This window comes from Rhodopirellula sp. SH410, from assembly GCF_055811895.1.
On record NZ_CM147949.1, the window covers coordinates 3,980,123 to 3,995,386 of the forward strand.

At 55.5% G+C, this 15,264-nt stretch carries 9 protein-coding genes and 1 tRNA gene; 9 read left to right on the forward strand and 1 reads right to left on the reverse strand.

Going from position 1 to position 15,264, the window contains the following annotated elements:
- Positions 1–13: 13 nt before the first annotated feature.
- From SH410x_RS14530 to SH410x_RS14545, 4 genes are read left to right on the forward strand one after another with little or no spacing between them, the layout of a single operon-like run.
- Entirely contained in the window at positions 14–1,039 is a 1,026-nt protein-coding gene (locus tag SH410x_RS14530) for an HlyD family secretion protein (RefSeq protein ID WP_473677186.1), read from the forward strand.
- Entirely contained in the window at positions 1,036–2,835 is a 1,800-nt protein-coding gene (locus tag SH410x_RS14535; RefSeq protein WP_473677187.1) for an ATP-binding cassette domain-containing protein, read from the forward strand. Before SH410x_RS14530 ends, SH410x_RS14535 begins: the two co-directional genes overlap by 4 nt.
- A complete protein-coding gene (locus SH410x_RS14540; RefSeq protein WP_473677188.1) occupies positions 2,836–3,969 on the forward strand; it encodes an ABC transporter permease in 1,134 nt (377 codons plus the stop codon).
- Between the two features lie 9 nt (positions 3,970–3,978).
- On the forward strand, positions 3,979–5,085 hold the full coding sequence (locus tag SH410x_RS14545; RefSeq protein ID WP_473677189.1) for an ABC transporter permease: 1,107 nt from the start codon (positions 3,979–3,981) through the stop codon (positions 5,083–5,085).
- A 289-nt stretch (positions 5,086–5,374) separates the two neighbouring features.
- Here SH410x_RS14545 and SH410x_RS14550 read toward each other — a convergent pair whose 3' ends face one another.
- Positions 5,375–5,623 carry a carbon storage regulator gene (locus SH410x_RS14550; RefSeq protein WP_473677190.1) on the reverse strand — a complete coding sequence of 83 codons (249 nt, stop codon included), beginning with the start codon at positions 5,621–5,623 and terminating at the stop codon, positions 5,375–5,377.
- Positions 5,624–6,217: 594 nt separating this feature from the next.
- Here SH410x_RS14550 and SH410x_RS14555 point away from each other — a divergent pair.
- The 5 genes from SH410x_RS14555 (at position 6,218) to SH410x_RS14575 (ending at position 15,261) form a co-directional block, all read left to right on the forward strand.
- Positions 6,218–6,290: transfer RNA gene (locus tag SH410x_RS14555), tRNA-Asn, on the forward strand.
- Positions 6,291–6,579: 289 nt separating this feature from the next.
- The gene (locus SH410x_RS14560; protein ID WP_473677191.1) at positions 6,580–8,442 is read left to right on the forward strand and encodes a hypothetical protein; all 1,863 of its coding nucleotides are present in this window, start codon (positions 6,580–6,582) and stop codon (positions 8,440–8,442) included.
- Between the two features lie 165 nt (positions 8,443–8,607).
- A complete protein-coding gene (locus SH410x_RS14565; protein ID WP_473677192.1) occupies positions 8,608–10,722 on the forward strand; it encodes an N-6 DNA methylase in 2,115 nt (704 codons plus the stop codon).
- A complete protein-coding gene (locus tag SH410x_RS14570) occupies positions 10,719–12,023 on the forward strand; it encodes a restriction endonuclease subunit S (protein WP_473677193.1) in 1,305 nt (434 codons plus the stop codon). Before SH410x_RS14565 ends, SH410x_RS14570 begins: the two co-directional genes overlap by 4 nt.
- On the forward strand, positions 12,016–15,261 hold the full coding sequence (locus SH410x_RS14575; RefSeq protein ID WP_473677194.1) for a type I restriction endonuclease subunit R: 3,246 nt from the start codon (positions 12,016–12,018) through the stop codon (positions 15,259–15,261). Before SH410x_RS14570 ends, SH410x_RS14575 begins: the two co-directional genes overlap by 8 nt.
- Positions 15,262–15,264 lie beyond the last annotated feature (3 nt).

Sequence of the window (15,264 nt, forward strand, 5' to 3'; positions counted from 1 at the left end):
CAAACGTAGCAAAATGAATCTTTTTCGTCTCCTCGGTTTAGGCTGTCTCGTTGCGGGCGCGGGCATCGGCATCTGGTATTGGCAAAATCAGAAAGCTGGCCGCCAAGCCAGCGAACTCGTGGTCTACGGGAACGTGGATGTTCGGCAAGTCGAACTCGCGATCAACGGCAGCGAACGCATCGGTGAATTGTTCGCCCAAGAAGGCGACCGGATCACCAAGGGGGACTTGCTGGCAAGGCTCGAGACTGAGCGACTGCAGTACGCCGTTGACCGGGCGAAGGCGATCGTGGAATCGCAGCGGCAGGTCGTCGCACGGCTCGAAGCAGGCTCGCGTCCCGAGGAGATCGCCAAAGCCAGGGCGGATGTCGCTGCGGCAGAAGCTCTCTCTACCGATGCGAAACGAACGTACCAACGGAGCGTCGAACTGCGTAAATCAAATGCGGCGTCGCTACAGGATATCGACGACGCGCTGGCCGCCTATGACTCGGCGGAGGCACAGATGAAGGCTCGCCAAGCCGAGCTGGACCTCGCCGTCGCAGGACCGAGGCAAGAAGACAAGGATGAGGCGAAGGCGTTGGTCAAACGCTACGAAGCCGAATTGGCACAGGTGGAACACGACCTGAAAGATGCGTCTCTCTATGCGCCTTCCAATGGCATCATCCAAGAACGCATCCTGGAAGTCGGTGACATGGCTTCCCCCCTGAAAACCGTCTACACCCTGTCTCTCTGCGACCCCGTTTGGGTACGGGCGTATGTCTCTGAACCCGACCTGGGCAAAGTCTCGCAAGGCCTCGAGGCCAATGTCGTCACCGATAGTTTTCCCGACAAAGAGTACCAAGGCTGGATCGGATTCATCTCGCCAACAGCGGAGTTCACCCCCAAACCGGTCGAGACTCGCGAGCTACGAACCAACCTGGTCTACCAGATTCGGGTGTTCGTGAAGAATCCGAATAACGAGCTGCGTCTGGGCATGCCTGCGACGGTCAAGATTCCGTTAAATCAGGCATCGCAGGATTCGGGACAGGCGCTGGCTAAATGACACGCCATGGGCCACCTCAAGAGCAACCGCAGACCGCGAAGAGTGATGACTGGGCCTTGCGATTTGAGGTCGTCACCAAGACGTTTCTCGCCCGCCGCCAACCCGTCAACGCATTGCGTGACCTGAGCTGTGGGATTACGAGCGGCCAAATCACAGGTTTGATCGGCCCCGACGGCGCCGGCAAAACGACGCTCATGCGGTTGGCCGCCGGCCTACTGCGCGCGGACCATGGATCGGTCACCGTGCTGGGGCTCGATGCAGCTCGCGACCCGCTCAAGGTGCAAGCCCGCGTCGGCTACATGCCACAGCGATTCGGGTTGTACGAAGACCTTACCGTTCAAGAGAACCTCGACTTGTACGCCGACCTCCAGGGTGTGCCGGTGAGTTCGCGGCAAACGCGTTACGACGAATTGATGCAGATGACGGGTCTGACGCCATTTACCAACCGACTGGCCGGCAAATTATCCGGCGGCATGAAGCAAAAGCTCGGTCTCGCGTGCACGCTCGTTCATCCGCCACGACTGCTGCTGCTGGACGAACCAACTGTTGGTGTCGATCCCGTGTCGCGGCGCGAACTATGGTCGATAGTGGGCCGTTTCGTTCGAGAAGAACATACAACGGTGCTACTCAGCACGGCGTACTTAGACGAAGCCGAACGGTGCGATGAAGTGATCATTTTGGATGACGGCCTACTCGTCGGCCAAGGCCCGCCAAAGCAATTCAGTGAGCCACTGGCTGGACGGACCTTCAAGCTCCACGTCAAGGGTCGCAAAACTCGCGATGTGCAAGAGAGGTTGATCGGTTGGCCGGGCGTTGTCGATGCGGTGATCCAAGCAGACGCAGTGCGCTTGGTCATCGCTCGAGATGCAGAAGTATCGGCCGAAAAGTTGCTGCCCGGTGAACCGGACGTGACACTTGTCCCCGTCCCGCCACGCTTTGAAGATGGCTTCATCGCCACCCTCCGTGAACGCCGTGGTAACGCGGGAAACCCCGCGGCGCCGGCCAGCGCGGGTGCCATCGGAATCCCCAAAACGGCCGCCCCAGGCGGGACCATCATTGCCGTACGCGATGTGAAACGTCGATTTGGAGAATTCTACGCGGTCAATGGTGTCTCATTTGAGGTGCAACGCGGCGAGATTTTCGGTCTGCTGGGGGCCAACGGAGCGGGCAAAACGACCCTGTTTCGCATGCTATGCGGCTTACTCCCTGCCAGTGACGGCAGCCTACAGGTCGCTGGCGTGGACGTCCGCAAGACAGCCGCTGCCGCTCGAGCCCGCATCGGGTACATGTCGCAGAGATTCTCGCTGTACGGGACACTGAGCGTCGGCGACAATTTGCAGTTTTTCAGCAGCGCCTACGGGCTGACCGGACGTCGCCGCCGAGAACACATGGATTGGGCTATCGAGCAATTCGACTTGAAACCCGTCCTCAACGATACGAGCGGCGTCTTGCCTCTTGGCTACAAACAACGACTCGCCCTCGCCTGTGCCTTGATGCATCGCCCCGAAATTCTCTTCCTGGATGAACCGACCTCAGGCGTCGATCCGCTGGCCCGTCGCGAATTCTGGCACCGGATCAACGCGTTGGCATCGGCTGGCGTCACCGTCCTCGTCACCACTCACTTCATGGAAGAAGCCGAATACTGTGACCGCATGGCGATCATGATGGCCGGCGAAGTACTCGCTTTGGGGACACCCCAAGAAATCAAACAACGCGTCCACTCAGCAGGCATCCCCCAACCGACGATGGAAGATGCCTTCATTCACTTGATCAAGGTGAAGGAAGAAGTGGCATAAATGTCTGCACATCGTGGTGGCACACTGATGCGAATGCGCGGGCTCGTCCGCAAGGAGTTCCTGCAGGTGCTGCGAGATCCGAGCTCGCTGGCAATCGCATTTGCACTACCCCTCGTGCTACTGTTGCTCTTTGGGTACGGCGTGTCACTAGACACCGAGCATGTGCCCATCGCGATTGTGGTCGAGAAACCCACGCCTGACACGGCGAGCTTCTGCGCTGAGCTGGAACAATCGATCTATTTCACACCGTCCTACGTCCACGGTCTGGCCGCAGCCCGCCAAGCGATGATGGAGCGCCGAGTCGATGCGATCCTCCACTTTCGTGAAGATTTTTCTGAGAGACTGCGTCGACCGGGAGGGGCATCGATCCAGTTAATCGTCAATGGCGTCGATGCCAACACGGCGCGGATCGTCAACGGATACGTCGAAGGCGCGTACGCGAAGTGGCTTGAACATCGGACGATCGAACTCGGACAGTCACTCGCCTCGCCAGTCGATGTCAATCAACGTATTTGGTTCAATGCCAACGTTCGCAGCCGGAACTATCTTGTACCAGGCGTCATCGCAGTGGTGATGACGTTGATCGGGGCCTTGCTGACCGCTCTCTTGATGGCCCGCGAATGGGAGCGTGGGACGATGGAGGCCCTGATGGTCACGCCCGTCACGATGCTGGAAGTCCTGCTGGGAAAAATCCTGCCCTATTTCATCCTGGGCATGGGCGGGCTGGCGCTGTCGGTCGTGATGGCCGTGTCGCTCTTCGAAGTGCCGCTGCGAGGTTCGGTCTGGGTCTTGGTACTCGGCTCGTCGCTCTTTTTGCTGACAGCCCTCGGGATGGGCTTGTTCATCTCAACGGTCACCCGAGTCCAATTTGTCGCCGCTCAAGTCGCGATCATTGCGACGTTTCTACCAGCATTTATCTTGTCGGGGTTCATCTTCGACATCGGCAGCATGCCGTGGCCGATCCAGTGGATCACTCACTTCATCCCGGCCCGATATTACGTGTCGTTCCTAAAAACCATCTTCCTGGCCGGTGATGTCTGGTCAGTGATCTTACCCAACTGCGCGGCCTTGGCCGTCATGGCGACGGTCTTTCTGGGGCTCACGTATCTACTCTCACGCAATCAGTTGGATTAGGAAAACCGGATGCTAAGACTGCTTGCTCTCGTCCACAAAGAATTCCTGGCCCTATTGAAGGACCCGCGGAGCCGGTTCGTCATCATTGGCCCGCCGATTATCCAGTTGCTCGTCTTCGGCTACGCCGCGACGTTTGATGTCACGGACGTTCCCTTGGCGGTCTACAATGAGAGCCCCAGCGAAGCGTCGCGCGATCTCGTCTCGCGATTCGAGGGCTCACGTAATTTCCGTCGCGTCGCAACGATCACACACCACGACGAACTCGCGCCCGTCGTCGACAGCCGCGCAGCCCTCATTGTCCTGCACATTGGCCCGACATTCAGCCAAGATCTCCATCGCAACGGGCGGTCTGATGTACAAATCATCCTGGACGGACGCGATTCGAACACGGCGCTGATTACGCTGGGGTACGCCCGCCGCGTCGTCAGTGACTTCAACATCAATTGGGCTGCCGACCGCGGCTTCGCCGGCGCGCCCGCTCGGCTCGATGTCCGCTCGTGGTTTAACCCGAATCAACAAAGTCGGTGGTTCATCGTCCCGGGAATTGTTGGCCTGCTGACGCTCGTGGTGACCATGCTGGTCACGTCGCTCTCGGTCGCTCGCGAACGCGAGCAGGGCACCTTCGATCAACTGCTCGTCACCCCATACCATCCCTGGGAGATACTTATCGGCAAAGCGATCCCCGGTTTCGTCATCGGGGTTACCGAGGCGGCGATCATCATCACGGCCGCTGTGTTCTGGTTTAACGTGCCATGGGTCGGCAGCCTGCCGGCACTCTCACTCGGTGTCGTACTTTTCGTACTCGCCGCGATCGGCGTTGGGTTGATGATCTCGTCGCTCGCCGTGACCCAACAGCAAGCGTTGCTGGGAGCGTTCTTATTCTTGGTTCCCGCGATCATCTTGTCCGGCTTCTCGACTCCCATCGCCAACATGCCACCGTTCGTCCAAGCCATCACCTACCTGAACCCCCTGCGATATTTTCTGATCGTATTGCGCGCCTCGTTTCTCGAGGGGCCTCCGTTTCATTTGCTCCTTGGCCAACTCTGGCCGATGGCAGTCATCGCCACGACTACGCTCTTCTCTGCGGGCTGGCTGTTCCGCCGGCGGATGTATTAGAGATGCCGCGTTGCCGACTCGCTGGCCAATCGCAATGAATCCGCTGCGGTTGGGCTGATCCGCATCGATTCACCGATCTAACGTCACGGCAGGCCGATTCTCAAGAGAGATCCTGAAACCGGCAAGTTCGGACTCGCCGCCAAGTCAAGGGGCGAATTCGTTAGCAGTGCCTGACGACACCTGCATAAATCGACGACTTGGCAAGTACTTACGCACTCTGCCAACATCGATTGAAACTGCAGCACACGGGGTATCCGATTCACCACAGTGGACAACAGACGCCGCCATTTCAGCAGCGATCCATTTGACCGGCCACGGCAATTCCACGCTCAAGCATCGATGCGACAGCGGAAGGAGTTCCACTTTCGACTTTCCCGGATGTCGTGACCTGCGGCGCCAACTCGCCACGAACGATCGACACTTCGCGAGGTGCCTCAATTCCGATAGCGACCCGGTTTCCGGCAATTCGATTGACAGTGATCACGATGTTATCGCCGATGACCAACTTTTCGCCTTCTTTACGACTGAGAACCAACATGGCTTGAATCCTTTCGAGTAATTCTGTTCTGGGGGGATGGGGGGATATTTGTGATTTGGATACAAGTGAACTGATGCACGTTCCGGGCCAATTGGCATGTTCAACACGACTTTTCCAGATTTTTCAGGAGGGCGATGAAAAAACACCGTTAATTCCACATAAAAACTTAATTCTGGGTCGTCGATAGCCGACATGCCTGACGTCGGCTCGTGGTCGGTTTCCAAACAAATCACGCGTTTTCCTTGTCAAAACGAGAGTCGGTCTCAACATGAGACACGTCGTCGTCGATTGGTCCTCCCGTCTGACACAAGTAGTATCAGTTAGGGAGGTGACACGTTTGGTCACCCCTACCAGCAATCCGAGTGAAAATATTGCAAAATGGCTGTAGCAATGGGCCTGCGGCGGCCGAAAAGTAGGTTGAACACGGCAGAAGGGCGTGCTTCCGATGTTCGCAGGCGGTACTTTTGAAAAACTCGCCAAAAAATGTCCGCCGAGATGGCTCAACCCATCTTGAAGCGACCCGCCGAGCCCGCTAATATTCCCTCCTCAGGCAAGTGACACCGCTTTCTTCGGAACAGCGTCACCAAGTCCTAATCCCCTGTAGCTCAGTTGGTAGAGCAGGCGGCTGTTAACCGCCTTGTCGCAAGTTCGAGTCTTGCCGGGGGAGCTTATCGGAAAATCTTGGAATTTTCCGACAGCCCACTTAACGCCCGCAGCCGGTAATCGGTTTGCGGGCGTTTTTCGTTTTACCCCGCGTTTCGCGGACCACTGGTCGGCAACGCGGCTGGCACACGCGTTCTCGGTTCTCTTGCCGAGACCGTCAGCCTGAACCCGATCCCAGCCGTCAGGTCCGGTCTCACGGTGGTCTCCCCAGAGAACTCTCTGAGTCTCTGTTTCTCGCCCGACGGTGGTTAACGCGGACGCCATACGCGTCATACGATTCTATTGGAACACCGATGGAACCTGTCGAGATCGCAAGGAAGGACAGTTCCAAATCACGTTCAGTGCGGTCAGTTCCCGTTGGTTCTGTTTACTCCCAATTGCCATGGCAAACAACGATGATTGAAAAAGCCCTACGCCTCTCTGAGTCGGACGAGCAGATATTCCGCAGCTTCGAAACGGAAACGTTAGATCAGCAACACACAACGCATCGGCTGTGGAAGCGTGCGCGACCCGAAGCCGTTTTCGCGGTTCTAGCTCAGTTTGACTGCATGCATCTTGTCGCATCCGCAGTTGGCCCCGCGAATCCGTCTGTCGGACAATCGCAGGTGATAAAGGGGTTGGAAGAGGCATTGTCCCAAGCGGTTCGGTGGTTGCATGACGGGTCAAAGCCATTTGATCTGAACCCAGCCTTTGACACGCGATTGTTGGAGGCAGCAGGTTCATTCGCACGGCTCGCAGGGAAATACATTGACATTGCCGACTTCCACAAAATGTATGGGCGACGTCAGGTCGAGGTAATTGTTGACAGCAAGCTGCGATGTGTGAAATTTCAAACGCCAGCCAACCGTGATCCGGCGACCGCCATGTACGGAATGATCGAAAATTCGTCGCAGCATCGGCTGCTACCAGAAGCGGCACAGCCAAATCAGCTAGCGGCTGATGAGTTGCGAAAAGTGCTGGGTCGAAACGCTTTTGCATCTGATGCGTCAGGTTTGAATCTGATTGTCATCGACGTCGCGGGCAACGCAAAAATCAAAGAGCACCTTCAGAGTCAATTCCCAAAAGAGCCCCTCGCCCTTGATCCGAGCGTTGATCTCGATGGTTTTACGGTTGGGGATCTGAACGCTTTCTATGACGCTATGCGCGCCTATAGCTTTTGTCTGACCGTTGGGTTTCTGCGGGGCATCACCGAATGGCAACAGGAGCAGATCGACGTCGTACCTACGCAATGCCTACCACGTGATCGTTTCATCGAGATCATTCGACTGCTTTCTGGCCTCAATGACTCGGCTATCCAATCAATCACGAATCGTCTTTCCTACGACGATCGCACGAAACAACCAGACTTGTTTCAGCAGCCGTTAATCTTCGGGCCGGACACTGTTAGCTGGAGTGTCTGTCAGATTCTCGGGTCTCGACACCTGCGAAATATGCTGCGTCTGATGAATCGCACGCCGTCTCAACAAAAGCTTGCCTCAACTTTGGTAGGCACCCGCGACAAGATTATGATCCGTGAATTTGGACGAGACTTTTTTGCAAAGCTCGGCGGCTGCTCATTCAAACCTGACACAGATGTCAGTGGTGGCGGTGAAAACGGCGACATTGACATGTTGGTCTACAACCCGAAGTTCGGTGATGAATTGTTGTTGATCGAAGCGAAGGCGATCCTCGCCGTAGATGAGATCAACGAGGTTCATCAGGCAACGCTTGAGATGCAACATGGGCAGGAACAACTGGCGAAGATCGAGCGAATCTTGGAAGCAATGACTCAAGAAGAAAAATCGCAGCTGTTCAAATTTGTTGATTGGAAAAAAGTTCAAACTATTTATGGGATTGTGGTCGCAGCTGAAGCAGAGCCCAACGACAACCTTGATAGCGACAAATATCCGGCTATCTCCCTTCAAACCATTAAGGCAAGACTGAGGAAAAACCATTTCGCGTCCCCTAAGAAATTTTGGACGGCCTGCCGCGATCGACATTGGATGAAAGGCTATGAAAAGGCGATCGAGACCCACCGCCCGGTCAGGGTCGGCGATGTGACTTATGAGCTTCCGCACTTAAGTTTGCCGAAAGTGCTTGAACGCGTTGAATCGGAATCGCCAAATGTAGGACGTCACAAACGACGAAAGGTACTTCGAAATAGCCCGCGCCGGTAGCCGTTTCCAACTTCACCGATACCTTTGGCAAGCGAGCGTGCTGACGTTACGGCCTGATGTCGTCGGTTTGGAAAACCGGTAGAATGACGTAGTCGAAACGAGCAAAGTCAGCCTGGTATTGGCTTGCTTACCAACAAGGAACTATCAGCCGAGAGAGCAAGACGCTTGAACCGCGAACAACTGAAACAACTCGAAAAGCAACTCTGGAGCGCGGCGGATAATCTGCGGGCGAACTCGGGGCTGAAGGCTAATCAGTATTCGACGCCGATTCTGGGGCTGATCTTCCTTCGCTTCGCCGACAATATCTATCGCGGGCACGAGGCCGAGATCAACGCTGAGTTTGAAAAGCTGTCGGGGACGCGGCGTGAGAAACCGATTTCCGAGATTGCGATCGCGAAGTGCGGGTTCTATCTGCCCGATGAGGCTCGGTACGAGTACCTGCTGGAACTGCCGGAAAAGGAGAACATAGCCAACAAGATCAAGCAGGCGATGGTGGCGATCGAGCAGCACAAGCCGGAACTCGAGGACACGCTGCCCAAGGACGACTACTTCGAGCTGATGCCGGACAATTCATCGTCGCTATTGAAGTCATTGCTGAAAACGTTTGCTGACATTCCTGCTGATGCCGAAGGTGACGTCTTCGGTCAGATCTACGAATACTTCCTGGGCAACTTTGCGTTGGCCGAGGGCCAGGGCGGCGGAGAGTTCTTCACGCCCAAGAGCGTCGTACGGGTGATGGTCGAAATTATCCAGCCCCACGGCGGAAAAGTGTTCGATCCGGCGTGCGGCAGCGGGGGCATGTTCGTTCACTCGGTCCAGTTCGTGAAGAAGCACCGCGAATCGCTGGCGAGCACAAACGGGAAAGGCAAGAAAGCATCCGCCGACGACATCTATGTCTACGGTCAGGAGAAGACCGGCGAAACGGTGAACCTGGCCAAGATGAACTTGGCCGTCAACGGATTGCGGGGCGAGATCAAGCAAGGCAACAGCTATTACGACGATCTGGTTGACAGCTACGGCAAGTTTGACTTTGTCCTCGCCAATCCGCCGTTCAATGTCGACGACGTGAACCTGAGCCGTGTTCGCGACGATCGCCGTTTCAGCGATCATGGAATCCCGCAAAACAAAACGAAGGTCAAGAAAGGCGAAGAAGGCAAACAGACCGTTCCCAATGCCAACTATCTGTGGATCAATCTGTTTGCCACGTCGCTGAATGAATCGGGGCGGGCGGCGCTGGTCATGGCCAACAGTGCATCGGACGCTCGGCACAGCGAAGCCGATATTCGCAAAACGCTGATCGAGAAGAACCTGATTTACAGCATGCTGACGTTGCCGTCGAACATGTTCTACACCGTCACGCTGCCGGCGACGTTGTGGTTCTTTGACAAAGCAAAGGATGACGACCGCATCCTGTTCATTGACGCTCGCAACATCTTCACGCAGATCGACCGCGCCCATCGCGAGTTCTCCGAAGAACAAATCGCCAACATCGCGATCATCTCGCACTTGCGAAAAGGTCAGCGAGAGAGTTTTACGAAACTGGTTGACGGATACTTTGCCAGCGGATTCGAGCAACTCGCCACAACCGCGACCCGCGTGGAACCGATCGCAAAGCAAGTCGTCGAGGTGCTCGACAGCACGCCCGAGATCGTGGCCGAAGCGGAGTCGGCGGTGGCGGAGTTGCTGGCGGCGTGGAAGGGATTGGGCAAGTATCAAAAGCAATACGACAAGTATTTGGAAAAGCATGGCGACGAGGGCGGCGTCGACAAGCAAAACAAAGCCCAGCACAAACTTCGCGAGTCTCTCGACCCATTCTTTGAAGCGTTGCACGCCGGTTTGAAGCGGCTCGACCGTGTCGTTCGTCAGCACCAAAAGCACAAGGCGGACGAAGCCAAGGCCGGGGGCAAGCGATCGGGAGTGGATCGCGACACAAAGGAGATCAAGCGTCGTTTGGAAGTCCTACACACCGAGATCAAGAACGCGGAAAGCTATTTCACGCACATCCACTGGCTGCAAGAACGGTTCCCCTCTGCCAAGTACGAAGACGTCACCGGCCTGTGCAAACTGGCCGGCCAAGCCGACTTGGAAGAGCAAGATTACTCGCTCAACCCCGGTCGCTATGTCGGCGTCGTGATCGAGGAAGATGGCAAGACTGAAGAGGAATTCATCGAAGACCTTTCGACGATGCAGGGTGAGCTGGAGTCGCTTGACGCAGACGCAATTCAGTTGGCATCAGTGATTGGTCAAAATGTGCGCCAGCTGACCGGGGACACAGAATGACGAAAGCCGGAGTAACGCTGGACGAGCTAGGAAAGGTAGCGAGAGGAAAGTCGCGTCATCGCCCACGCAACGATCCGTCGCTTTATGGTGGTCCGTACCCGTTTATTCAGACGGCAGACATCACCAACAGCGAACTCTATGTCACCGGTTACAGTCAAACCTACAGCGAGATAGGGCTTTCGCAAAGCAAGCTTTGGAACCCTGGGGTGCTTTGCATCGTGAATGCTGGAGTGAACACGGGTGACTCAGCAATCCTTGGTATCAAGGCGTGCTTCCCTGACAGCGTGATTAGCTTTACGCCTGATCCAGCGAAAGCGGACGTTCGCTTCGTGAAGTACTTTCTGGATTCTGTCAAAACCGGAATTCGGTCCATCACGATGGGAGCGACTCAAGACAATCTGAGTGTCACCAAGTTGCTGACGATCAAGCTGCCGACGTTTGACCTTCCGACCCAGCGGAAGATTGCGGGGGTGTTGTCGGCTTACGACGACTTGATTGAAAACAACCGGCGTCGCATCGCGATCCTCGAGAACATGGCCGAGGAAATCTACCGCGAATGGTTCGTCCGAATGCGATTCCCAGGACACCAAAACGCTAAGTTTGAAAAAGGCGTGCCGGTCGGGTGGGACATAAACAATGGAATCAGTTTTTTCAAAGTGATCAAAGGCAAATCCTACAAGAGCGAAGAAATCGTTGAAGATGGTAGTGGCAGGCCGTTCATCAATCTGAAGAATTTCCTTCGCAACGGTGGGTTTCGCAAGGATGGAACAAAGTTCTATGTTGGCCAGTATCGGGACGAGCAGATGGTTGATACCGATGACGTTGTTATGGCAGTAACGGACATGACCCAAGACCGCGCAGTAGTCGGGCGGGCAGCACGCGTTCCAGCAGGTCTCGGAGGACCTGCGGTGATTTCGTTGGATGTTGTAAAGCTGGTCCCGCACGAGATGTCAAAGCTGTTTTTGTACTCCCACTTGCGATTCAGTGGATTCGGAGACTTTATTAAGCAATTTGCCAACGGTGCAAACGTTTTGCACTTGAAGCCTCAGCTAATCGAACAGCAGAAGTTCGTAATTCCTTCACTGGAGCTGCGAACTGCTTACCTGAACTTGGCCGAGCCATTTCTTCGACAAGCAGATACTCTACATGAGATGAACAACAGTAGCGTAGCTGCTCGCGATTCACTCTTGGCCCGCCTAATCTCCGGCAAGCTCCCCGTCGATAAGCTCGACATTCGATTGCCGCCGAGCATGACCGAGGATGCGGCGGAGGAAGTTAGCGAGGAAGTTGCTCATGCCTAGCTTTCTCTCCGAAGATGACATCGAACGTGAGATCATTCGCGAGATGAAGGCTCGCTGGGGTGAATCGTATGTCTTCGACACGCTGAATTGTTATACGACCGATCCGGAAAACCTCAATGACAACTCGGGACGCGCCGACAAACGCGATGTGATCTTGGTGGATCGGGTTCGTGAAGCGATTTTGCGGCTCAACGAAGTGCCGGAATCGGCGGTGGAGGATGCGATCGAGCAATTGACCGCTCGCCGATCCAGCATGTCGATGGTCGCGGCTAATCGGGAAGTGACGGCGCTGATCCGTGATGGTGCTCCCGTCGAATACGACGACGCCCAGGGACGCAAGCAACACGCACGGGTTCGGTTCATCGACTTTGACGCCGCCGAGCAAAATACGTTCTTGGCAGTGACTCAGCTATGGATCAAAGGTATCGGGCCGGCGGGACGGTTTCGGCGGCCCGATGTTTTGCTATTCGTCAACGGCATTCCATTGGTCTTCATCGAACTGAAGAACAGCAACGTCAATGTTCGAGACGCGTTCGACAAGAACTTGACGGACTACAAAGCCGACATCCCGCAACTGTTCCATGCCAATGCGGTCTGCGTGTTGTCCAATGCTATCGAAACTCGCGTCGGCAGCATGACGGCGACTTGGGAGTACTTTTTCAATTGGCTGCGCGTCGATGACGAGAAAGAGAAACTTGATCGCAAAAAGATCAAAGCCGACACGGACAGCCTGCCGCGGGTGATCGAAGGCTTGCTCGCGCCGCCGCGACTGCTCGATTACGTCGAGAATTTCACGCTGTTTTACAACGAGAACCAAAAGATCCTCGCTCAGAACCACCAGTTCATCGGTGTGAACAACGCCTACGAGCGTTTTGAGCGTCGCGACGAGACACCGGGCAAACTGGGCGTGTTCTGGCACACCCAAGGGTCGGGCAAGAGCTTTTCAATGATCTTCTACGTGCGCAAGATCTTTCGCAAAGCAACGGGCAATTTCACCTTCGTCGTCGTGACGGACCGCAAGGATTTGGATGACCAGATCTATCGCAACTTCTTGAACACCGAAACGGTTCGCGACAACGAGGCTTGCCAGCCACGTAATAGCGACCAGATGCGCGAGTTTCTGGGCAGCAACAAACGGATGGTGTTCACGCTGATCCAGAAGTTCCGGTACGACAAGGGCAAAGAGTACCCGCTGTTGTCGCCTCGCAAGGACATCATTGTGATGGTCGACGAGGCGCACCGGACCCAGTACGAGGATCTGGCGCAGAACATGCGAGCGGGCTTGAAGAACGCTCAGTTCTTGGCCTTCACCGGGACACCGCTGTTGGGTCGCGATCGCAAGACGAATCAGTGGTTTGGCGATTACGTTTCCGAATACAACTTCAAACAGGCGATCGACGACGAATCGACGGTGCCACTGTTTCACCAGAAGCGTGTGCCCGAGGTGCTGATTCAGAACGAGGATCTGACCGAAGACCTGATCGCGATCTTTGACGAAGAGGACATCGACGAACTGCAGCGGGAGAAGCTGGAGAATCGCTTCGCCAAGGAAGACAAGGTGATCTGGCGGGACGATCGTTTGGACACGATCGCCGAGGACATTGTCGATCACTTTCCCCAGCGTGGTTATCTGGGCAAGGCGATGGTGATTACGCTGGACAAGTTCACCGCGGTGACGATGTACGACAAAGTCCAGCATCACTGGAAGGAGAAGCTAAAGTCGCTGCGAAGCGAGATCAACGCGGCAACCGGGCCGACGAAGGATCGGTTGAAACGACGGCTCGACTGGATGAAGCGGGTCGAGATGGCGGTGGTGATCAGCGAGGACGCGGACGAAGAGAAAAAGTTCGCCGATCGTGGCTTGGATAACAAACCTCACCGCAAGCGAATGGAGTCGGTCGACAAAGAGGGCCACGATGTCGAGTACAACTTCAAAGACCCCGATCACCCATTGCAGTTGGTGTTTGTGTGCGCGATGTGGTTGACTGGTTTTGACGCTCCGACGGTGTCAACGTTGTACTTGGACAAACCAATGCGGGGTCACACGTTGATGCAAACGATCGCACGGGCCAACCGTGTGACGTCGCACGAGATCGAAGGCGTGCATAAGACGCACGGCGAGATCATCGACTACTACAACGTGTTTCGGAATTTGCAGAAAGCGCTGCGGGATTACGGCGAGGGAAGCGACGCGGGCGACATGCCGGTTCAGGACAAACGCGTTCTGTTCGATTTGCTGAACCAAGCGATCGACGAGGCGACGAAGTTCTGCGAAGGCAACGGCATGCCGCTAGATGATCTGTCAAAGAACGCCGGCCAGATTTTTAAATCAGTGGGGATCTTTGGCGACTACGCAGACATCCTGTTGGGCGACGAGCAGATGCGTAAGTCGTTTTATGTTTACGAAAACACCGTGTCAGCACTCTACGACGCTTGCAAACCCGAGATCTTCGGCTATCCGGTCGTCCGTCGTGTTGCAGTGTTCCAGTATCTTCGCGGCGTTGTCGACGCATTGATCGAAGGCCAGGACGTGAGCGACGTTCAACGGCGAATCACCGAGTTGTTGGATGAAAGTCTTGTCGTCGACGATTCAGCGCGTGAGGTCGTCAAGGAACCAAAAGAAGAATGGAAGATCATTCAGTCCGGCCGCGTCTGGGACTTGAGCAAAACGAACTTCGAGAAATTGAAGCACGAGTTCAAAGCTGTCGAGCACAAGAACATTGAGATTGCCGACTTGCTGGTGTTCATCAAGAAGAAGCTCGACGAGATGATGAAACAAAACCTAACTCGGCGAGATTTCGCGGTTCGATTGCAGGCGATCATTGACAAGTACAACAGCGGTGGATCGTCGAACGAGAACTACTTTGACGAGTTGGTTAGTTTTGCCGGCGAGATGAAATCTGAAGACGAACGCCACGTCCGAGAGGGGTTGTCGGAAGACGAGCTAGAGATTTTCGATCTGTTAAGCAAAGACAAGATGACCGAAGCAGAATCGCAGAAGGTCAAGCTGGCGGCGAAGGCATTGTTGAAGCGAGTATTGGAAGAACATCCTCGCGTCTTGGTTGAAGACTGGTTCAAAGACGCGCAAACGCGAAAGGTCGTCCGCGACGCCTTGGAAGAAGTGCTGGACGTCAACTTGCCTGAATCCTACGACAAACAACTGTTCCAACGCAAACGCGACGACGTCTTCGACGCGATCCTGGACTACGCCCTCAGCGGCGTGAAGTTCGCGGCGTAAGCG

Excerpts from the sequence above, each read along its gene's own strand:
- SH410x_RS14530 (WP_473677186.1), top strand. The coding sequence starts at position 14 with ATGAATCTTTTTCGTCTCCTCGGTTTAGGCTGTCTCGTTGCGGGCGCG.
- SH410x_RS14535 (WP_473677187.1), top strand. The coding sequence starts at position 1,036 with ATGACACGCCATGGGCCACCTCAAGAGCAACCGCAGACCGCGAAGAGT.
- SH410x_RS14540 (WP_473677188.1), top strand. The coding sequence starts at position 2,836 with ATGTCTGCACATCGTGGTGGCACACTGATGCGAATGCGCGGGCTCGTC.
- SH410x_RS14545 (WP_473677189.1), top strand. The coding sequence starts at position 3,979 with ATGCTAAGACTGCTTGCTCTCGTCCACAAAGAATTCCTGGCCCTATTG.
- SH410x_RS14550 (WP_473677190.1), bottom strand. The coding sequence starts at position 5,623 with ATGTTGGTTCTCAGTCGTAAAGAAGGCGAAAAGTTGGTCATCGGCGAT.
- SH410x_RS14560 (WP_473677191.1), top strand. The coding sequence starts at position 6,580 with ATGGAACCTGTCGAGATCGCAAGGAAGGACAGTTCCAAATCACGTTCA.
- SH410x_RS14570 (WP_473677193.1), top strand. The coding sequence starts at position 10,719 with ATGACGAAAGCCGGAGTAACGCTGGACGAGCTAGGAAAGGTAGCGAGA.
- SH410x_RS14575 (WP_473677194.1), top strand. The coding sequence starts at position 12,016 with ATGCCTAGCTTTCTCTCCGAAGATGACATCGAACGTGAGATCATTCGC.